The 20,999-nt window shown below is 64.6% G+C and carries 9 protein-coding genes, 2 tRNA genes and 2 pseudogenes; 8 read left to right on the forward strand and 5 right to left on the reverse strand.

Going from position 1 to position 20,999, the window contains the following annotated elements; translation table 11 throughout:
* Positions 1–907 precede the first annotated feature (907 nt).
* A pseudogene (locus tag CSV86_RS03010) lies at positions 908–1,222 on the forward strand (sel1 repeat family protein); the annotation flags it as partial.
* 190 nt (positions 1,223–1,412) lie between these two features.
* Positions 1,413–2,807, forward strand: a complete 1,395-nt coding sequence (locus CSV86_RS03015) for a DNA recombination protein RmuC (RefSeq protein WP_376699744.1) — start codon at positions 1,413–1,415, stop codon at positions 2,805–2,807.
* Here the strand turns inward: CSV86_RS03015 and CSV86_RS03020 are convergent.
* The gene (locus tag CSV86_RS03020; RefSeq protein ID WP_009407427.1) at positions 2,779–6,255 is read right to left on the reverse strand and encodes a PAS domain-containing hybrid sensor histidine kinase/response regulator; all 3,477 of its coding nucleotides are present in this window, start codon (positions 6,253–6,255) and stop codon (positions 2,779–2,781) included. The two genes, CSV86_RS03015 and CSV86_RS03020, sit on opposite strands and share 29 nt — an antisense overlap.
* Before the next feature lie 246 nt (positions 6,256–6,501).
* Here CSV86_RS03020 and CSV86_RS03025 point away from each other — a divergent pair, with 246 nt between their 5' ends.
* Both CSV86_RS03025 and CSV86_RS03030 read left to right on the forward strand, forming a co-directional pair.
* Positions 6,502–7,635: a TDT family transporter gene (locus CSV86_RS03025; RefSeq protein ID WP_009407428.1), complete on the forward strand. Its 1,134-nt coding sequence runs from the start codon at positions 6,502–6,504 to the stop codon at positions 7,633–7,635.
* A gap of 181 nt (positions 7,636–7,816) precedes the next feature.
* Positions 7,817–9,691, forward strand: coding sequence for an MFS transporter (locus CSV86_RS03030; RefSeq protein ID WP_009407430.1), 1,875 nt, complete (start codon positions 7,817–7,819; stop codon positions 9,689–9,691).
* On the opposite strand, the gene sugE is transcribed toward CSV86_RS03030, so the two are convergent.
* Together sugE and rdgC are read right to left on the reverse strand one after the other, a co-directional pair.
* The gene (sugE, locus tag CSV86_RS03035) at positions 9,688–10,005 is read right to left on the reverse strand and encodes a quaternary ammonium compound efflux SMR transporter SugE (protein WP_009407432.1); all 318 of its coding nucleotides are present in this window, start codon (positions 10,003–10,005) and stop codon (positions 9,688–9,690) included. The two genes, CSV86_RS03030 and sugE, sit on opposite strands and share 4 nt — an antisense overlap.
* Before the next feature lie 242 nt (positions 10,006–10,247).
* The gene (gene rdgC / locus CSV86_RS03040; protein WP_009407434.1) at positions 10,248–11,168 is read right to left on the reverse strand and encodes a recombination-associated protein RdgC; all 921 of its coding nucleotides are present in this window, start codon (positions 11,166–11,168) and stop codon (positions 10,248–10,250) included.
* 159 nt (positions 11,169–11,327) lie between these two features.
* Here rdgC and CSV86_RS03045 point away from each other — a divergent pair.
* From CSV86_RS03045 to CSV86_RS03055, 3 genes are all read left to right on the forward strand, one after another.
* Positions 11,328–11,403, forward strand: a tRNA-Val gene (locus CSV86_RS03045).
* 16 nt (positions 11,404–11,419) lie between these two features.
* Positions 11,420–11,496: transfer RNA gene (locus CSV86_RS03050), tRNA-Asp, on the forward strand.
* A 146-nt stretch (positions 11,497–11,642) separates the two neighbouring features.
* The gene (locus tag CSV86_RS03055; protein WP_009407436.1) at positions 11,643–13,334 is read left to right on the forward strand and encodes a molecular chaperone HscC; all 1,692 of its coding nucleotides are present in this window, start codon (positions 11,643–11,645) and stop codon (positions 13,332–13,334) included.
* On the opposite strand, the gene CSV86_RS03060 is transcribed toward CSV86_RS03055, so the two are convergent.
* Positions 13,282–15,984, reverse strand: coding sequence for a DUF805 domain-containing protein (locus tag CSV86_RS03060; protein WP_009407437.1), 2,703 nt, complete (start codon positions 15,982–15,984; stop codon positions 13,282–13,284). The two genes, CSV86_RS03055 and CSV86_RS03060, sit on opposite strands and share 53 nt — an antisense overlap.
* Complete coding sequence (locus tag CSV86_RS03065) at positions 15,981–16,676, reverse strand: DUF1266 domain-containing protein (protein ID WP_009407438.1); 696 nt, start codon at positions 16,674–16,676, stop codon at positions 15,981–15,983. The genes CSV86_RS03060 and CSV86_RS03065 overlap by 4 nt, the downstream gene beginning before the upstream one ends.
* Positions 16,677–17,106: 430 nt before the next feature.
* On the opposite strand from CSV86_RS03065, the pseudogene CSV86_RS03070 reads away from it, so the two are divergent.
* Positions 17,107–20,858: pseudogene (locus CSV86_RS03070) on the forward strand (bifunctional nitrate reductase/sulfite reductase flavoprotein subunit alpha).
* Positions 20,859–20,999: the final 141 nt, after the last annotated feature.

Genomic DNA, 20,999 nt, shown 5'->3' on the forward strand with positions numbered 1-20,999 from the left:
AACGTTCCAGTGACGCGTGCCTTTGGCGGGCAGGATGCGGCAGAACCCCTGGAACAGGGCAGCCAGTGAACGAGCGCAATATAAAAGGTGGCGCCTTGGGCTGACTGGTAGGTACTTCGGAAGACGGGCAACACGCCAGGGCAATAGGTTCTGTGCCCCTGGGTGAGGATCCTGTTCAGTCTGCTGGAGGGCTCGGCAGGGCGGTATGGATAGCCTGGGGAGCTTTTCGGTTGGCGGGTCCTGGTTTCAGCAGGATGGCCCATTCCTTTGAGATGGAGGAGCGATGCTGCAAGGACCGCTTTGGCCAGAATTGACTTTCAGCTTGGTACTAACGGCGGCGAAGATACCGGCTTCCGCTCTCGCTGGCAAGTGGTTTTCATCTTTCGTCCGGCTAGCCGGGCATTATCTCGATTTTATGCGGCGCTGGGAAGCCCAGTGTGGCGCTGCGAATGACCGTGATGGTGCGCTCGATCGCTTCGCTTTGGGGCGCTTGTACACACTTGGGGCGCCCCTTGTCACCACCGGGTCATGCCCCTGCATGGGTGCCCCATTGACCGGTCGGATCCGACAAGTCAATGAAAAAAAACACTTTTTTTAGCTGGTGAAAAAATCGTCAGTTTGAGCGCAGGCCCCATTCTATCGGGGTTTGCGGGGTGTACGAGGCGGTTGTCCACTGAGTTATCCACAGCTTCTGTGGATTGTCCCGGGCGCTTGCTCTAGGACGGGCGTGCCAGCAAGGCGAGGCGTGTCGGACAATTCTCTGATGAGGTCTTGTTGGATGAAAAATAGCGTCGGAAAGGTCAAGAAAAAACATCAGAAATTTCTTAAGGAACTTAAAAAATCGCATGAGCGATCGTCGGAAAAATCGGGTAGAGTGCGCGCCCCAAGAAATGTCCTGCCTGTTTTTATGAAGTTTCGCGGTCGATCCACTGAATCAAATCCCTCCGCTTCTCCCCTTGCCGAACCCCGACGGCTGTCGCTGAAGGTTGCCCTGTGGCTGCTCGACAGTCCCCGCCTCGGCGCCAAGCCGCAGGTCAAGCATTTCGCTGGGCGTTTGCTCAAGCAGCCGGCGCGCGAAGGGGTGGTCGAGGCGCAGAGCCGTTTGGGGCGCATGCTGTGCCGCGAATGCGGCAACGCCCGCGATCGTCGTATCGGGCACGAGCTGCTGCGCCAGGCTGCTCGTGCCGGCGATCACAGTGCGCAGCTGGAACTTCGGCGATTGCCGCGCGACTGAAGAGCCGGACCGACCTGATGACTGTTAAGCTCAGCGGGATTTTTTCCGAGGGGTGAACATGCTGTCGATGGTTGCACTGGATCTGACCAGCCTGATGCTGGGTATGTTGCTGGCGGCGGTTCCCGCAGCCGTGGTGCTGGTGCGCTGGCAGCGTCGGCACAGCGAGCGCCAGGCGCAGATGAGCTTGCAGGAAGAGCGCCTGGGCGGCGCCTTGCTGGCCCAGGAGGGGTTGCAGGCGCAACTGGACGCCTGCCGCGACGAGATCAGCGACCTCAGCCAGGCCAACAGCGCCAAGCAGGCCAGCCTGGCGGCCCAGGCCCGCGAAATCGATCTGTTGCAGATCGAGCGCGACAACGCCCGCGATGCCGCCCACGCCTGGAACCTGGAGCGCAGTGCGCGCGAAGCCGAACTGCGCCGCCTCGACGCCCGTTGCGCCGGCCTCGAAGCGGAATTGCGCGAGCAGCAGGACAGCCATCAGCAGCGCCTCGCCGACCTGCAGGCTTCGCGCGATGAACTGCGTGCCCAGTTCGCCGAGATGGCGACGAAGATCTTCGATGAGCGCGAGCAGCGCTTCGCCCAGACCAGCCAGCAGCATCTCGGCCAGTTGCTCGATCCGCTCAAGGAGCGCATCCAGGCTTTCGAAAAACGCGTTGAGGAAAGCTACCAGCAGGAAGCCCGCGAGCGTTTCTCCCTGGGCAAGGAACTGGAGCGCCTGCAGCAACTCAACCTGCGCCTGAGCGACGAAGCGACCAACCTGACCCAGGCCCTCAAGGGCCAGAAGACCCAGGGCAACTGGGGCGAACTGATCCTGGAAAAGGTCCTTGAACATGCCGGCCTGGAGAAGGGCCGCGAGTACCAGACCCAGGTCAGCCTCAAGAGTGCCGACGGCGAGCGCTACCAGCCCGACGTGCTGATCATGCTGCCGGGCGACAAGCAGGTGGTGGTGGATTCCAAGGTCAGCCTGACCGCCTACCAGCAATTCATCGGTGCCAGTGAGGACGACGTGGCCCAGGCCGCCCTCAAGCAGCATGTGCATTCGCTGCGCAGCCATGTGAAAGGCCTGTCGAGCAAGGACTACAACCGCCTCGACGGCCTGACCAGCCTGGACTTCGTTCTGCTCTTCGTCCCCATCGAAGCGGCATTTTCGGCTGCCCTGCAGGCCGAGCCGGGCCTGTTCCAGGAGGCGTTCGACCGGCAGATCGTCATCGTCAGCCCGACCACCCTGCTGGCCACCCTGCGGGTCATCGACAGCCTGTGGAAGCAGGAACGGCAGAGCCAGAACGCCCGGGAAATCGCCGAGCGGGCAGGCTGGCTGTACGACAAGTTCGTGCTGTTCATCCAGGACCTGGACGAGTTGGGCAGCCGCCTGCAGCAGGTGGACAAGGCTTATGCGGCCGCGCGCAACAAGCTCTGCGAGGGACGCGGCAACCTGGTCAGCCGCAGCGAGCAGCTCAAGCTGCTCGGCGCCCGGGCCAGCAAGAGCCTGCCCGGCGAGTTGCTGGAGCGGGCCATGGCCGGGGAGGCCGACCCGGCCAACGATGCGCTTATTGCACCAGGCTCAGATGGCGATTGAGCAACGCGCGCAGGGCTGCTGGCTTCACCGGTTTGCTGAGGAAGTCGAGGCCGGCCGCGTGCACCTTGGCCATGGTCTCGCCATGTCCGTCGGCGCTGATCACCACCCCCGGCACCGGCTCGCCGAGGCGGGTGCGTAGCCAGGCCATCAGCTCGGTACCGATTTCGCCATCGTCGAGGTGGTAGTCCACCAGCGCCAGGTGCGGGCGCAGGCCTTTGTCCAGCAGCGCCGCGCACTCCTCGCGGTTGCGCGCGGTGGACACCTGGCAACCCCAGCGACTGAGCAGGCTGTTCATGCCGATCAGGATGCTGTCTTCGTTGTCCACGCACAGCACTTGCAGGCCCGCCAGCGGTTGTCCGGCCTGTTCCGGCGATTTCGCAGGTTCCGGCGCCCGGGCCGTGGCCAGCGGCACACTGACCCTGAAGACGCTGCCCTTGCCGGTCCATGAGCGTACTTCCAGCGGGTGGCCGAGCACCTTGCACAGGCCGTCGGCGATCGCCAGGCCCAGGCCCAGGCCTTTCTCGGCGCGGGTCTGGTGACTGTCCAGGCGTTTGAACTCCTCGAAGATCACTTGCAGCTTGTCGTCGGCGATGCCCGGGCCACGGTCCCAGACTTCCAGCCACAGATGCCCCTGGCTGCGACGCACGCCCAGCAGGATCGGGCTTTTGCCGTAGCGGAAGGCATTGGTCAGGAAGTTCTGCAAAATGCGTCGCAGCAGCTTCATGTCGCTGTGCACCCGCAGCTTGCTGCCACGCACGCGGAAGTCCAGGCCCTGTTCCTGCGCCAGTACCTTGAACTCGGCGCCGAGGGTGTCGAACAACTCATTGAGGGCGAATGGCTTGGCGTCCGGGGTGATTTTGCCGTTCTCCAGGCGCGAGATATCCAGCAGGTCGCTGATCAGCTCTTCCGCCGAGCGCAGCGAGCTGTCCATATGCCGGACCAGTTGCTGGGCTTCCTCCGACAAGCCTTCGGCCTGGTGGGAGAGGGCGGCGGAGAACAGTCGCGCAGCGTTGAGCGGCTGCATCAGGTCATGGCTGACGGCCGCCAGGAAGCGCGTTTTGGACTTGTTCGCTGCCTCGGCATGGCTTTTCGCCTCGGTCAGCGCCAGGTTCAGTTGCGACAGCTCGCGCGTACGTTCGGCGACCCGCTGTTCGAGGCTTTCGTTGGAGTCCTTGAGCAATTGCTCGGCTTCGCGGAACGGAGTGATGTCGGTGAAGCTCATGACGAAGCCGCCGCCGGGCATCGGGTTGCCGATCAGTTCGATGACCCTCCCGTTGGGGAACAGGCGTTCCGAGGTATGCGCACGCCCTTGGCGCATCCAATGCAGGCGCCGCGCCACATGCACCTGGGCCTCGCCCGGCCCGCACAGGCCGCGTTCGGCGTTGTAGCGAATGATATCGGCGATCGGCCGGCCGACGCTGATCAGGCCGTCGGGGTAGTTGAACAGTTCCAGGTAACGGCGGTTCCACGCCACCAGGCGCAGCGACTGGTCGACCACGCTGATGCCCTGGCTGATGTTCTCGATGGCGCCTTGCAGCAGGGCGCGGTTGAATTGCAGCACCTCCGAGGCTTCGTCGGCGATGCGCACCACGTCTTCGAGCTGCATGTCGCGGCCTTCGATGGCCGCCTTGACCACCGCGCGGGTCGATGACGTCCCCAGTACCCCGGCGAGCAGGCGCTCGGTGTGTTCGATCCATTCACCGTCGGCGTTCTGGTTGGGGTTGAAGCCCTTGCCCTGGCGATAGGCGAAGCGGATGAAGCTCTGCCGTGCCCGTTCTTCGCCAACGAAACGCGCGGCCAGGTGCAGCAGGTCGTCGATCTGCACCGCCAGCAGCGAGCGGTTGCTCGGCCGCGAGCTGCTCTGCTGGCCAATGAAGCGCCCGGCCTGCCAGTGCTCGGTGACCCGGGTGCGCGAGAAGATCGAGACCCAGGCAAAGATGATGAAGTTGCCCGCCAGGGACAGCACCACGCCCTGGGTCAGCGGGGTGATCGGCAGGCCCAGCGGGTTGCCGTGCAGCCAGGCCAGGCCCGGGAACACCTCCAGCGGCCAGCCGAGACTATGGGCGGCGATCGGCAGGACCAGGGTGTAGAACCAGAGGAAGGTGCCGGTCGCCAGGCCGGCGAATACGCCGCGGCGGTTGGCCTGTTTCCAGTACAGGGCACCGAGCATCGCCGGGGTCAGTTGGGTCACCGCTGCGAAGGCGATCTGGCCGATGGTCGCCAGGCTCGCCGTGGAGCCGAGCAGGCGATAGCTGACATAGGCCAGCAGGAGAATGACCACGATGGTCACCCGGCGCACCGTCAACATCCAGCTGCGGAACGCCTCGAACGGCCGCTCGGCGTTGTTGCGCCGCAGCAGCCAGGGCAGCAGCATGTCGTTGGAAACCATGGTCGAAAGCGCCACCGCCTCGACGATGACCATGCCGGTAGCCGCCGAAGCGCCGCCGATGAAAGCCAGCAGGGCCAGGCTCGGATGGGCCTCGGCCAGGGGCAGGCTGATGACGAAGGAATCGGAAATCACCGTGCCCGGCAGCAGCATCTGCCCGGCCAGGGCGATGGGCACCACGAACAGCGCCGCCAGGACCAGGTACAGGGGAAAGACCCAGCGCGCCAGGCGCATGTCCTGGGGCTCGATGTTTTCCACCACCGTGACCTGGAACTGCCGGGGCAGGCAGATGATCGCCATCATCGCCACGCCGGTCTGGACGATCATCGACGGCCAGTTGATGGTTTCCTGCCAATAGTTGTCCAGGGCCGGGGCGGCGCGGGCCTGGCTGAACAGGTCGTCGAAGCCGTCGTACAGGTTGAACACCACGAAGGCACCGACGGCGAGGAAGGCCAGCAGTTTGACGATGGCCTCGAAGGCGATCGCCAGGACCATGCCGCGATGGTGCTCGGTCACGTCCAGGCTGCGGGTGCCGAAGACGATGGAAAACAGGGCCAGGACCAGGGAGACCACCAGCGCCGTGTCCTGCACCCGGCTACCGGTGGCGTCGGCATTGGCGCCGATCAGCAGGTTGACGCCAAGGACGATGCCCTTGAGCTGCAGGGCGATGTAAGGCAGCACGCCGACCAGGCAGATCAGCGCCACCACCACGGCCAGGGTCTGGGACTTGCCATAGCGCGCGGCGATGAAGTCGGCGATGGAGGTGATGTTCTCCTGCTTGCTGATCAGCACCATCTTCTGTAGCACCCAGGGCGCAAAGATCAGCAGCAGCACCGGGCCGAGGTAGATCGGGAGAAACGCCCAGAGCTGTTCCGCAGCCTGGCCGACCGCGCCGAAGAACGTCCAGCTGGTGCAATACACCGCCAGCGACAGGCTATAGACCCAGGCACGCAGGCGCGGTGGCAGCGGCGTGCCGCGACGGTCGCCGTAGAAGGCAATGGCGAACATGACGGCCATATAGGCCAGGGCGACCACCGCGATCAGCCCGCTGGACAACGACATGGAGACTCCGAACCAAAAACCACCTCGGTCAATCAGTCTGGCATGCCGCCTGCACTTCGTCAGCGCCGACGAAAGTCGCGGTGGCAGGACGTCGCAGGGAAAGGCCGTTTCAGGCGGTTCGCGGCAGCATCGGGCAGTTTTGTTATCTGCTAAATCGATAACAGATAGAGAAAATAACCGTTATATGGATATATCTTTTACTTGTAAGGTGTTTTCACCTCTTCAGAGGACAGGAGACCCGACATCATGCCTTGCCAGACCGCCGCCCATCCCTTGCGCCCCTTCAATCGACTGACCCATCCCCGGGAAGTGATTCGTCAATTCACCCCCAACTGGTTCGCCGTGGTCATGGGCACCGGCGTGCTGGCGCTGGCCTTGCCCCAGGCGTTCCCTCGGCTGCACCCGGTAGCCGAGGCGCTGTGGTGGCTGGCGCTGGGCTTGTTCGCCCTGTTCAGCGTTCTATACAGCGCGCGCTGGCTGATGTTCTTCCATGAGGCGCGACGCATCTTCAGTCATTCCACGGTCTCGATGTTCTTCGGCACCATACCCATGGGGTTGGCGACCGTGCTCAACGGCGCGCTGGTATTCGGCCTGGCGCGGTTTGGCCAGGGCATCCTGCCGTGGGTAGAGGCGCTGTGGTGGGTAGACGTAGGCATGGCCCTGCTCTGCGGCGTGGCGATACCTTTCCTGATGTTCACCCGCCAGGAGCACAGCATCGACCAGATGACCGCCGTCTGGCTGCTGCCGGTGGTGGCCGCGGAAGTGGCGGCGGCCAGCGGCGGCTTGCTTGCTCCGCACCTTGTGGACAGTGCGCGGCAGTTGCAGGTGCTGGTCACCAGCTATGTGTTGTGGGCGGTGTCGTTGCCGGTAGCGTTCAGCATCCTGACCATCCTGATCCTGCGCATGGTCCTGCATAAGCTGCCGCCGGCGCACATGGCCGCGTCGAGCTGGCTGGCGCTGGGGCCGATCGGCACCGGAGCGCTGGGCATGTTGCTGCTCGGTGGCGATGCGCCAGCGATCTTCGCCGCCAACGGGCTGGCCGGCTTCGGCGAAACCGCGCGCGGGCTGGGGCTGATCGCCGGGATGGTGCTGTGGGGGTGCGGGTTCTGGTGGTTGCTCACGGCCGTGCTGATCACCCTCAAGCATGTGCATCAGGGCATGCCGTTCAATTTGGGCTGGTGGGGCTTCACCTTTCCGCTGGGGGTGTATGCGCTGGCGACCCTGAGGCTCGGGGCGTGGCTGGAATTGGGGTTCTTCAAGGGCATGGGCGCGCTGCTGGTGGTGGCGCTGGTGGGGTTGTGGGCTCTGGTGGGTTGGCGAACCTTGTGCGGGGCCTGGCGGGGGGAGCTGTTTTTTTCTCCCTGCATCAAACAGGCTTGAGGGCCCCATCGCTGGCAAGCCAGCTCCCACAAGGTTCGCGGTGCATGCGATCCCTGTGGGAGCTGGCTTGCCAGCGATGAGGCCCCCGGGGCTGGCCGCAGGGAAGGCTTATCCGGCAAAGTGTGGCTTTTCCCGATTTCGGCGCCTCAAATAACCAACGCCCCGAACAGGTACATGGACGATGAGCCACACCTCGCAGTTCGCCTTGCTGAAGAAGCGCCGCTTCTTGCCTTTCTTCATTACCCAGTCGCTGGGTGCCTTCAACGACAACCTGTACAAGCAGTCGCTGATCCTGGCGATCCTCTACAAGTTGAGCCTGGGCGGCGATGGCTCGATGCTGGTCAACCTCTGCGCCTTGCTGTTCATCCTGCCGTTCTTCCTGTTCTCGGCCCTGGCCGGACAGTTCGGCGAAAAGTTTGCCAAGGACGCGCTGATCCGCACCATCAAGCTGGCCGAGGTGGTGATCATGGCCATCGGCGCCGTGGGCTTTATCTTCAACCAGCTGTGGCTGCTGCTCCTGGCGCTGTTCGCCATGGGTACCCACTCGGCGCTGTTCGGCCCGGTCAAGTATTCGATCCTGCCCCAGGCCTTGCGCGAAGAAGAGCTGGTCGGCGGCAACGGCCTGGTGGAAATGGGCACCTTCCTGGCGATCCTCGCCGGTACCATCGCCGCCGGGGTGATGATGTCCACCTCGGAATATGCCCCGGTGGTGGCCTGCGGCATCGTTCTTACCGCCGCGCTCGGCTATCTCGCCAGCCGCTTCATTCCACGCGCCGCCGCCGCGTCGCCGCAGCTCAAGCTGCAATGGAACATCTTCTCGCAAACTGCCGCGACCCTGCGCCTGGGCCTGGGCCAGACCCCGGCGGTATCGCGCTCGATCGTCGGCAACTCGTGGTTCTGGTTCGTCGGGGCGATCTACCTGACCCAGATCCCGGAGTACGCCAAGCTGTGGATGCATGGCGATGAAACCGTGGTCACCCTGATCCTGACCCTGTTCTCGGTGGGCATCGCCCTCGGCTCGCTGCTCTGCGAACGCCTGAGCGGACGCAAGGTGGAGATCGGTTTGGTGCCGTTCGGCTCCTTCGGCCTGACCCTGTTCGGCCTGCTCTGGTGGTGGCACTCCGGGGACATCCCGGCAGCCGCCGCGCCATATGACTGGCTGGCGCTGCTGGAGATGAGCAACGCCTGGTGGATCCTGCTGTCGATCGTCGGTCTCGGGGTATTCGGCGGCTTCTATATCGTGCCGCTGTATGCCCTGATCCAGGCGCGCACCGCCGAGGACCAGCGCGCCCGGGTGATCGCTGCGAACAACATCCTCAATGCGCTGTTCATGGTGGTTTCGGCCATCTTCACCATGCTCTTGCTGGGCGTCGCCGGGCTGGAGATTCCCCAGCTGTTCCTGGTGGTGTCGTTGCTGAACATCGCGGTGAACGCCTACATCTTCAAGATCGTCCCCGAATTCAGCATGCGCTTCATGATCTGGCTGTTGAGCCATTCCATGTACCGGGTCAAGCACCGCGACCTGGAGCGCATCCCCGACGAGGGCGCGGCGCTGCTGGTGTGCAACCACGTGTCCTTCGTCGATGCGCTGCTGATCGCCGGGGCCGTGCGACGGCCGATGCGTTTCGTCATGTACTACAAGATCTACAACCTGCCGGTGCTCAACTTCATCTTCCGCACCGCCGGGGCCATCCCGATTGCCGGGCGCAACGAGGACCGCGCCACCTTCGACCAGGCCTTCGAGCGGATTGCCGCGTATCTGGAGGAAGGCGAGCTGGTCTGCATCTTCCCGGAAGGCAAGCTGACCGGGGATGGCGAGATCGACGAATTCAAGGGCGGGGTCAGGCTGATCCTCGAACGCACCCCGGTGCCGGTGATTCCACTGGCGTTGCAGGGCTTGTGGGGCAGTTTCTTCAGTCGCGATCCGGCCAAGGGCTTTTTCCGCCGTTTCTGGTCGCGGGTGACCCTAGTGGCCGGCGATGCGATTCCCAGTGAGGAAGCGCAGCCGGCGCTGTTGCGTGAAAGGGTCGGGGCGCTGCGCGGAGAGGTTCGCTAGCTGGCGCTGACCTTGAGGCCGATCAGGCCGGCGATGATCAGCGCCACGCTGGCCAGGCGCACCAGGGCCATGGATTCGCCGAACAGGATGACCCCGGCGATCACCGTGCCGACGGCACCGACGCCGGTCCAGATGGCATAGGCGGTGCCCAGCGGCAGTTCCTTCATGGCCAGGCCGAGCAGGCCCAGGCTGATGGCCATGGCGGCGATGGTCAGGACGGTGGGGAGAGGGCGGGTAAAGCCGTCGGTGTATTTCAGGCCGACGGCCCAGCCGACTTCGAAAAGGCCGGCGCAAAACAGGATGATCCAGGACATGTTCGATACTCCATCAGTGTGATGGGGCCGTCCCCGGGCGTTCACGCGTTGCGTCGCGAGGCCGTCCTCGCTGTGCGCGCTATGGTGCACCGTTCTGGTGCCTGGAGCAAATATCCAAGGATCACATCTAATCCTGTGGGAGCTGGCTTGCCAGCGATAGCGGCAGTGAATTCACCATCGCAATCGCTGGCAAGCCAGCTCCCACAGGTTTATTCAGTGTCCTCGGGAGTGGCGCAAGGCCGTCAGATCCCCTGCGGAATCTCTTCCCCACCCAGCGCCTCGAACAGCGCCGGGAGGAATTCGGTGAAGGTCAGCATCATCAGGGTGAAGCTGGCATCCAGCTGGCCCAGCGCTTCCTCGCCGCCGTCTTCCTCGGCCTGGTCCTGCAGCAGTTCCTCGAACTTCAGGCGCTTGATCACCGTCTTGTCGTCGAGCACGAACGACAGCTTGTCCTGCCAGGCCAGGGCCAGTTGGGTGACCTGCTTGCCGGTGCCCAGGTGCATCTGGATTTCTTCGCTGGTCAGGTCCTGGCGCTTGCAGCGCACGATGCCACCGTCTTCGTGGGTGTCGCGCAGTTCGCATTCGTCCAGCACGTGGAAGTCCGGGGCAGCCTGCTGGTTCTTCACCCAGTCGGTCATGGTCGCGCTTGGTGCAATCTTCACGGTCACCGGACGCACCGGCAGCGAACCCATCACTTCACGCAGGGTCGAGAGCAGGTCTTCGGCACGCTTGGCGCTGGCCGAGTTGACCAGGATCAGGCCGAGCTTCGGCGCGATGGCGGCGAAGATCATTGCCCGGCGAATGAAGGCCCGGGGCAGGAAGGCCTGGACGATCTCGTCCTTGATCTGGTCGCGTTCCTTTTTGTAGACCTTGCGCATCTGCTCGGCCTCGATCTCCTCGACCTTCTCCTTGACCGCGTCGCGCACGACGCTGCCTGGCAGGATGCGCTCTTCCTTGCGCGCGGCGATCAGCAGGAAGTCACCGCTGACATGCACCAGGGGAGCGTCCTCGCCTTTGCCGAACGGAGCGACGAAGCCATAGGTGGTCAACTCCTGGCTGGCGCACGGGCGGGCGGGCTTGCTGGCCAGTGCGGTTTCCAGTGCTTCGGCATCGAACGGAATGTCCTGGGTCAGGCGGTAGCTCAGCAGGTTTTTGAACCACATGGGGCGGATCTCTCCTCTCTATATAAGGGGGGCATTATTCTCCGGCGGACGCTTCCAGGCCAAGTCCGCTAAGTCGTTGGAACGCCTGAAAATTTTTTTTCAAAAAGTGCTTTACAGACCTTGGGGTGCTCCGTAGAATGCGCGCCACACCGAGACGATGGGTGATTAGCTCAGCCGGGAGAGCATCTGCCTTACAAGCAGAGGGTCGGCGGTTCGATCCCGTCATCACCCACCACTTCTCAGTGTTACGCGCAGCGGTAGTTCAGTCGGTTAGAATACCGGCCTGTCACGCCGGGGGTCGCGGGTTCGAGTCCCGTCCGCTGCGCCATATTCAACTTCCAGGGCCCACTGAACACCCGGAAGTTACAAAAAAAGCGACCTTAGGGTCGCTTTTTTTGTTTCCGTCGTTCGTCCAGAATCAAACCAGCGCGCTGGTGTCACTTGCCAGCACCTTTTCTGAGCAAGAGATCGACCATGCAGGACGCCAGTATTTCCTCCGCCCCGTTGCTGGGCATTGACCTCGGTACCACCAACAGCCTGATTGCCGTCTGGCAGGAAGGTCGTGCCCAACTCATTCCCAACGCCCTCGGCGAGGTGCTGACCCCGTCGGCGGTCAGTGTCGACGAAGACGGCAGCATCCTGGTCGGCCGCGCCGCCCGTTCGCGCCTGACTACCCACCCCGAGCGCAGCGCCGCAGCGTTCAAGCGTTTCATGGGCAGCGACAAGCGCTTCGAGCTGGGCGGCCAGTCGTTCAGCCCGGAAGAGCTCTCGGCCCTGGTGCTGGGCGCGCTGAAACAGGACGCCGAAGCCTTCCTCGGCGTCCCGGTCAACGAGGCCGTCATCTCCGTTCCGGCCTATTTCAGCGATGAGCAGCGCAAACGCACGGTTTTCGCCGCCGAGCTGGCGGGCCTCAAGGTGCAGCGCCTGATCAACGAACCGACCGCCGCGGCCATGGCCTACGGCCTGCACGAGCAGAAGTTCGAACGCACGCTGATCTTCGACCTGGGCGGCGGCACCTTTGACGTCACCGTGCTGGAGTATTCCCTGCCGCTGATCGAGGTGCATGCCTCCACCGGCGACAACTTCCTCGGTGGCGAAGATTTCACTGCCGCCTTGCTGCAGGCCTGCCTGAAGGACTGGCAGCTCGATATCGCGAAGATCGAGCCCCAGGCCCTGGCCACCCTGTGCGATGCCCTTGAACAGCTCAAGTGCCGCCTGGCCCAAGGCCCGCAGTCACTGAGCTGGAAAGGCGCGGGCGAGCTGCGCGAATGGCGACTGGACGAAAGCCGTGCCCAGTCGATCTGGGAACCACTGCTGGCGCGCCTGCGCGCACCGATCGAGCAGGCCTTGCGTGATGCCCGCCTGAGCCCGCGGGACCTCGACAGCCTGGTGCTGGTCGGTGGTGCCACGCGCATGCCGGCGGTGCAGCAGATGGTTGCCACGTTATTCGGGCGCCTGCCGTACCGGCACCTCGACCCGGATACCATCGTCGCCCTCGGCGCTGCCAGCCAGGCAGCCTGCAAGGCGCGGGACGCGGCCATCGAGGAGCTGATCCTGACCGACGTGTGCCCCTATACCCTGGGTATCTCGACCACCCGTGGCGAGGATGTGCGCGGCGCCTTCTCGCCGATCATCGAGCGCAATACGGTGATCCCCACCTCAAAGGTACAGCGCTTCTACAGCACCCACCCCGAGCAGAAGGTGATCCGCATCGAGGTGTACCAGGGTGAGCGTCCGTGGGTGCGCGACAACATCTTCATCGATGCCTTCGAGGTGCAGTTGCCCCAGGTCGGGCGCCAGCAGGACCTCGACGTGCGCTTCAGCTATGACATCAACGGCTTGCTGGAAGTGGACGTGACGTTGCTGGAAACCGGCGAGCGCCACAGCCACAGTATCGACCGCAGCCCCACCGGGCTCGACGAGCAGGCCCGGGCCAACAGCCGCGCGCGCCTCGCCGCATTGAAGATCCACCCCCGCGACACCTTGCCCAACCGCGCCCTCACGGCCCGTCTTGAGCGGGCCTGGATGCACAGCCTGGGCGAGGAGCGCGAGCGTATCGGCGCCTGGCTGGACGAGTTCAATGCGGTACTCGCCAGCCAGCGCGGCGAAGAGATCACCAGCCGTCGCCAGGCTCTAACACGCTTGCTGGACGAGCTCGGCGCTTAGGTTTCAACTGGCGCAGCAGCGCTTGCAGACCACCGGTCGGCGCTGCCTGTCCGTCGCCCGGCCGCCCGAAGCGGTTGGGCAGGACATCGCTGGGCAGCACCAGCAACGCCAGCATGTACAGCGGGATCAGCACCGGGAAGATCACCATGGCAATCCACAGCCACAGTGGCTGTTCGCGGTCCCGCAGGCGGCGTACCCAGGTGCCCAGCCCGGCGCCGATGAAGAACAGCGCGGCAAGCACATGCAGCTCGCTGGGCATCCAAGCAATGCTCGCCAGCAGTCCGGCGCAGAGCCCCATCATCAGGCCATAGCTGCGCCGGCCCAGGCGCCGGTCGATACGCCAGAACTGCCAGGGCGCGACAGCGGCAACCGGGGTCTTGAGCGCCATCAGGCGCTCGGCCAGCGCCAGCACCGCCGTCAGCGCCAGGCGCAGGCCGTTGCCGTTGGCCGGGTCATCCTTGCTCATCTGCAAGGTCGCCAAGGCGCGGGACGCCGGCCAGGCACTGTCCACGGCGGCCATTTTCTCCAGGGCATCCAGGGCCAGGTAGAAGGCATCGCTGTCGATGCCCTGGCGCTCCAGGACCTTGCGCGCTGGCCGCTGGATCTTGCGCTTGGGCAGGTACTGGCGGAATTTCTCGCACCACGGGTCGTCGTCGGCCACGCTCTTCATCTGTTCGAGCAGGTAGCCACGATCCTCATCGCTGAGCTCCGGGTCGAGGAACAGGGCGCCGAGGAACAGGGTCATGCTGTAGCGGTCGCCGGCGAAGGCTTCACGGTCATTGGCGAAGGTCTTGATCAGCAGCGCCGGGCGCGGCAGGTGTTCGCCGGCCATCACGCTGTCGAGCGTGCAGAGTTCATCGGCGAGCAGTGCCTGGACCGGGTTGGCGTGGTCGAGCTGGCTCAGCAGCGCTTCGACCGGCGTCCCTGACGCCAGCCATTGCCCGAGCAGATCGCGGGTTGCGGCAAACGGATGCCCGGCCGGGTAGTCGAGGTTGCGCAGCATCGACGGGCTGATCAGGCCCAGCCAGCGTTCGGGTTTTTCCAGCAGGGCGAGGATGAACAGGCCCTGTGCATGCCAGGTCCAGGCTGGCGCCATGTCGTCTTCCGGCGGCAGTTCCAGGCCACGCTTGGCCAGCCGTGCTTGGTGGTCCAGGGCGAAAGGGCGGGGATACATCTGCCGCGGGGCGAACTGCTCGAAGACCCGGTACAGCGCGCGCTGGTCGAAGGCGCGCATGTGTCGCAGCCAGTTGCGGCAGGCGAGGGGGCCGAATTCCTTGCCGAGCGGGCGCGGAAAGTCCGGATAGCGTTCCTCGCTGGCGAGATAGCCGCCCAAGGCCAGGGGCACCGGCGCCTCGGCCAGCCAGCGCAGGCGTTGTGCGGCCTGGCGGCGGAATTCCCTGAGCACCAGTTCCTCGTACAGGTCGGTGCTGACGGGTGCTTCGCTGATTTCCCGCAGCAGCCTCTCGTTACCTCGGGACAGGCCCCAGGCATAACGGTAAAGGCGTTGCAGCGCGGGTTGCGGGTGGTCGTCGAGCAGCAAGGCCAGCAAGTTTGTTTCGCACTCGTCGTCGAGGCGCCAATTGACGAACGCGGCGGCTAAACCGTCCGGTTCCGTGCGCCTGGCGATGTACCAGCGCGACAGCGTCTCCGGCGACTGGGCGAAGCTGCCGAACAGCTGGCCCTGTTCCTCCAGGCCTTGCGGCCAGGCATCGACGTCCTGCTGACGATCGAAGGCCTGGATCAACAGTGGCACGAACTGCGGTTGCTGCCCATGGCACAGCTCGATCAGCCGGCGGGGAGCCTGTGGATGGTGGAACTGCCAATGCAGCATTGCCCAACTGCTGAGCGCCTCGGGAATCCGTTCCAGGATGGTCGCGTGCTGCGCCAGGAGGAACAGCAGATCGATATTCTCCGGATCGGCAGCCTGCTGCCCGGCGCAGCGCTCATACAGGCTCGGGCTGGGTACTTCAGCGATGGCGAACTGCACCATCAGGCGCTGGATCAGCGCATCATCCGCCGGCAACGGCAGGCAGGTATGCAGGTTGGCGAAGCTGGCGTATTCGAACAGCGGACGCTGGTGGAACAGGTACTCGAGGGAGTTGAGGTACCACAGGGTTTCCTGCTGGGCGATCGCTGACCACTGGCCCATCAGGCCGGTGGGGAAGGGGTCGGGTTGCTCCAGATGATCAAGGAAGCCTTCGATCTCCCGTGCGGCCTCGAAGTCCAGGCGCAGCAACTGCTGCGACCAGGCCAGGCGCTTGGCGAGGATGCGCACGCACTCGCGGGAAATCATTCCGCAGCTGCGCACACCTTGCAGCAGCGACCAACTGACGTCCTCGAGGGTTTCCAGCGGCAATTGATCCAGTTGGCGGACGAAGGCCTGCCAGGCCGGCGGGTCGTAGCGCCGGGTGCTGTCTTCGAGCAAGGCGCGGAATTCGTCGAGGATGCCCGGCGCGGCTGCGGGCTCTTCGCGAGGCGTTTGTGGCTCCTCGCGGGCGTGGCGCAGGGCGCTTTCATAGGCTTCGCGCAGGGCCTGGAAACCTTCCGGATCGGTCTCCGGGTGATGTTCCGGCAGGCGTGCGCGGTAGGCGCCGCGAATGGTGTTCTGATCCTTGGTCGGTTCGATGCCAAGGCGGATCCAGCAGCTCATGACCAGTTACCCAAGTCGAGGGAGGCGGGTTGCTCCGGCAGGTTCAGCTCCAGGTGCCAGGGCAGGTCGACCAGCGGCGAGTCGGGGTCGTTGCTCAGGCTGGCAACGATGTGCTGGTTCCAGTGCTCGGAACCCTGGCGCTCCAGTTGTCGGCTGAATTGCTCGTCGGGTAGGTCGGAGCAGGCCCACAGGCCGCGGCCGATCACATAACCCGAGACGTAGGACGACCAGCTGCCGTAGTAATGCCGTGCCCGGGCGGCCAGGCGCCCTTGCAGCCAGAGGCTTTCATCGAAGCTGATCCATTCGTTGCGCAGCCCGCAGCGCAGCAGGAAGCCCATGCGGCCCAGGTCCCAGGATCGGGTGCCGCCGAAGCCGCAATCGAGGAAGGTGCGCGCGGCGTAATCGTGGAGGATGCGCTCGCGCAGGCTCAACTGCTCCAGCAGCGTCTGCCACTCGCCGGGCAGTGCCCGCTGATAGCGCCAGTAGGCGGTATTGAGGTCGGTAGCGTGGCCGTTGTCGGCCATGCGCATGACGATATCCAGCAACTGTTGGCGGGAGTCGACGTTCCACGACTCGCCCAGGTTGATCTTGCTTTCTTCGTCGTAATAGTACGGCGAGGTGTAGCTCGCGCCGTTGAGCGCGGCCATCGGCGCCGACAGGGCATAAAGCCAGCGCTGTTCGATTTCTTCCATGAAGCACTCCGGGGACGGGCAGGAGGCGAATTGTAACCAGGCGTTAGAGACTACGGCCATGTCTGTCGCGCTTTGGTGCGAGGCTCACCAGGACGGTGCAGATTTACGCGGGCCCTTGGGGCCAGTCATGAAGCTTGTGTTCGCCACGGACCCTGTGGGAGCTGGCTTGCCAGCGATAGGGCCAGACCTGAAAACATCGTTGCCCGAGCCGGCCTCATCGCTGGCAAGCCAGCTCCCACAGTCGTCCGCGTTGCTCTGAGTGCCGGCTTGCGAACAATCTGGCGCGCCCCTTGCTTAACCCTGCCTATCAGGCAATCAACGTCGATTGCCCCATTCACGACAAAGGCGCCGTGCTGCTCCCCTGTTCATTCAGGTCGAGCGGCAGGGCGCTTTTTTGTTTTTGCGCGGAAAAGGCAGGGGAGGCGGGATCATGACCAGCACGACGGTGCGCAGTGTCTGTCCATATTGCGGTGTCGGATGCGGCATCGTCATGAGCGTGACCGATAACCAGGTCACCCGGGTCAGCGGAGACAAGCAGCACCCGAGCAATCTCGGCCGGTTGTGCACCAAGGGCCTGACCTGCCACCAACCGCTGCGCGAGTCCGGACGCATGGAATGGGCCTGGCTGCGCGACCAGCGCCAGCGCGATCCGGTGCGTCTCGGTATCGACCAGGCCATCGGGCAGACCGCGCGGCGCCTGCGCGCCATCATCGATACCCACGGCCCCGACGCCGTCGCGCTGTACGTCTCGGGGCAGATGTCCCTGGAAGCCCAGTACCTCGCCAACAAGCTGGTCAAGGGTTACATCCGCAGCCGCCATATCGAATCCAATTCGCGCCTGTGCATGGCCAGTGCCGGGAGTGGCTACAAGCTGTCCCTGGGCGCCGACGGACCGCCGGGCAGCTACGAGGATTTCGACCGGGCCGAGGTCTTTCTGGTGATCGGCGCCAATATGGCCGATTGTCACCCGATTCTCTTCCTGCGCCTGCTCGACCGGCTCAAAGCGGGTGCACGCCTGATCGTGGTCGATCCGCGGCGCAGTGCCAGCGCCGACAAGGCCGACCTGTTCCTCCAGGTTCGTCCCGGCACCGACCTGGCATTGCTCAACGGCCTGCTGCACCTGCTGCTGGAAAACGGCCATACCGACAATGCGTTCATCGAGCGCTACACCGAAGGCTGGGAAGAAATGCCGGCCTTTCTCGCCGACTACGCACCCGCCCGTGTTGCGCAGATCACTGGCCTGGCCGAGGCCGATATCCGCCAGGCGGCGGCCCTGATCGGCGGTGCGAAAGACTGGATGAGCTGCTGGACCATGGGCCTGAACCAGAGCATCCATGGCACCTGGCACAGCAACGCCGTGTGCAACCTGCACCTGGCCACCGGCGCCATTTGCCGCCCGGGGAGCGGCCCTTCTCCCTCACCGGTCAGCCCAACGCCATGGGCGGACGGGAAATGGGCTACATGGGCCCGGGCCTGCCGGGGCAACGTTCGGCGCTGGTCGAAGCCGATCGCCGGTTCATCGAGGCGCTTTGGCGCATCCCCGCCGGCAGCCTGCGTGCCGAGGCGGGCGAAGGCACCGTCGATCTGTTCCGGCAGATGGCAGCGGGGCAGGTCAAGGCCTGCTGGATCATCTGCAGCAACCCGGTGGCCAGCGTCGCCAACCGCCAGACGGTGATCGACGGGCTACAAGCGGCGGAACTGGTCATCAGCCAGGACGCCTTCCTCGACACGGAAACCAACCGCTACGCCGATATCCTCCTGCCGGCCGCCCTGTGGGCCGAATCCGAAGGGGTGATGATCAATTCCGAGCGCAACCTGACCCTTGCCGCCAAGGCGGTCGATGCGCCGGGCGACAGCCTGGCGGACTGGCAGATCATTGCCCGGGTAGCCTGTGCCATGGGCTATGAGGAAGGTTTCAGCTACACCAGCGCCGAGCAGGTCTTCGACGAAATCCGCCAGGCCTGGAACCCGGCCACTGGCTACGACCTGCGCGGTCTGGACTACCCGAAACTGCGCGCAGGGCCGCAACAGTGGCCGTTCGAGCCGGGGCGCGCGACCTCCCGCAGCCCGCTGCGCTACCTGAATGACGGCCTGAGCCAGGCCCTGCGGGAAAACGCAGCGGGTGAGCGCCCGGCAATCAGCTTCCCCACCGCGTCGGGCAAGGCACGTTTCTTCGCTCGTCCCTGGTTGCCGCCTGCCGAATTGCCGGATGAATCCTATCCGCTGGTGCTCAATACCGGACGTGTGCAGCACCAGTGGCACACCCTTACCAAGACCGGCAAGGTTGCCAGCCTCAACAGGCTGGATCCGGGGCCCTTCGTTGAAATCCACCCGGCCGACGCAGCCGATCTCGGAATCATCGACAAGGACCAGGTACAGATTCGCTCCCGTCGTGGCCTGGCGGTGCTGCCGGCGCGGATCACTACCCGGGTGATGCCGGGCAACTGCTTTGCGCCGTTTCACTGGAACGATCTGTATGGTGAGCAACTGGCAATCAATGCACTGACTTGCGATGCGGTCGATCCGCTTTCCCTGCAGCCGGCCTTCAAGCACTGCGCCGTAGCCCTGACCCGGGTCGCTGGCGAGCGGATAGATGCCCTGGAGCTGCAACCCGCCGTCACCGAGCCCCCTGACGACCGCCAGCGTCATTTGGTGCTTTGGGCCTCGCAGACCGGCAACAGCCAGACCCTGGCCGAGCGTTGCGCCAGGCATTTGCGGGCGGCTGGCCTGGCGGTGCAACTGGAATGCATGGATGCCGCCCGGCCGGAGCAGGTCGGTGCGGCCGCCAGCCTGCTGTTGATCGCCAGCACCTTCGGCGATGGCGAGGCGCCGGACAGCGGCGTGGCGTTCTGGCAGGCGCTGCAAGGCGAAACCGGGGATTGGACCAGGCGGCCCTACGCGGTGCTGGCGCTGGGTGATTCCAGCTACGACCGGTTCTGTGGCTTCGGGCGCAAGCTGGACCAGCGCCTGGCCGAGCTGGGCGGCCAGCGCATGCTGGAACGGGTGGACTGCGAGCCGGAGTTCGACGAGCCTTTTGCCGCGTGGCTGGCGGCGCTGACGGCCACGCTGGCGCATGGGCAAGCACCGCTGGCGGTCGTCGAGAGCGAGACACCGGTGGTCGGCAAGTACAACCCCGTGCCTGCTCGCCTGCTGGACAACCGCCTGCTCAGCGGGCCGGGTGCCAGCAAGGAAACCCGGCAGATCGTCTTCGACCTGGGCGACAGTGGGCTGAGCTACCAGGCCGGCGATGCCCTCGGTGTGTGGCCGCGCAACTGCCCGGAACTGGTGGATGAATTCCTGCGGCGCACCGGCCTCGATGGTGACGCCCAAGTCGATTGCAAAGGCCGGATGCCGCTGGCCACTGCGCTGGCCGAACGACTGGACATCACCCGCATCACCCCGCGGATCCTGCAGAAGGTCACCGGCCTGCCCACGGACAAGGCTGCGCTCGATGACTGGCTATGGGGGCGGCAACTGGTGGACCTGCTGGCCGAGTTTCCCCTGGCGCTTTCCCTGGACGAGTGGCTGGCGCTGCTCAGGCCCTTGCAGCCGCGCCTGTACTCGATCAGTTCCAGCCCGAGGCGGCATCCGACGCAGGTACACCTGACGATGTCCACCGTACGCTACGGGCAGCGCAAGGGCGTGTGTTCGAGTTTCCTCGCCGACCGCGCACAGGGCCTGCACGTCGACATCTTCCCGCAACCGACGGCCAGCTTCCGTTTGCCGGATAACGACGAGCTGCCGGTGATCATGGTCGGGCCGGGCACCGGCGTCGCGCCGTTTCGTGCTTTTCTCCAGGACCGCGAAGCGCGGCAGGCGCGCGGGCGAAACTGGCTGTTCTTTGGCGAGCAGCACCAGGCGTGCGATTTCTACTACTGGGATGAACTGCTGGCCTGGTGCGAGTCCGGCTTGCTGACCCGGCTGGACACGGCGTTCTCCCGTGACCAGGAACGGAAGATCTACGTGCAGCAGCGCATGCAGGAGCAGGGTGCGGAGTTGTGGCGCTGGTTGCAGGAGGGGGCGTTCTTCTACGTGTGCGGCGATGCTTCGCGGATGGCCAGGGATGTGGATGCGGCGTTGAAGGCGGTGGTAGCGGAGCATGGCGGGATGAGTGTCGATGAGGCTGCCGCGTATGTGGCGCAGATGGGGAAGGACAAGCGGTATCTGCGGGATGTGTATTGATCTCTCGGCCCCCATCGCCGGCAAGCCAGCTCCCACACTGTGGGAGCTGGCTTGCCAGCGATGGGGCCATAAAAGTCACTAAAGAAACATGCTCCAAAACGGTGACTCCCGCACCAGCATGGTTCAGAAAATTCACCCGCT

The organism is Pseudomonas bharatica CSV86 (assembly GCF_000319305.2).
In the GTDB taxonomy this organism is placed as follows: domain Bacteria; phylum Pseudomonadota; class Gammaproteobacteria; order Pseudomonadales; family Pseudomonadaceae; genus Aquipseudomonas; species Aquipseudomonas bharatica.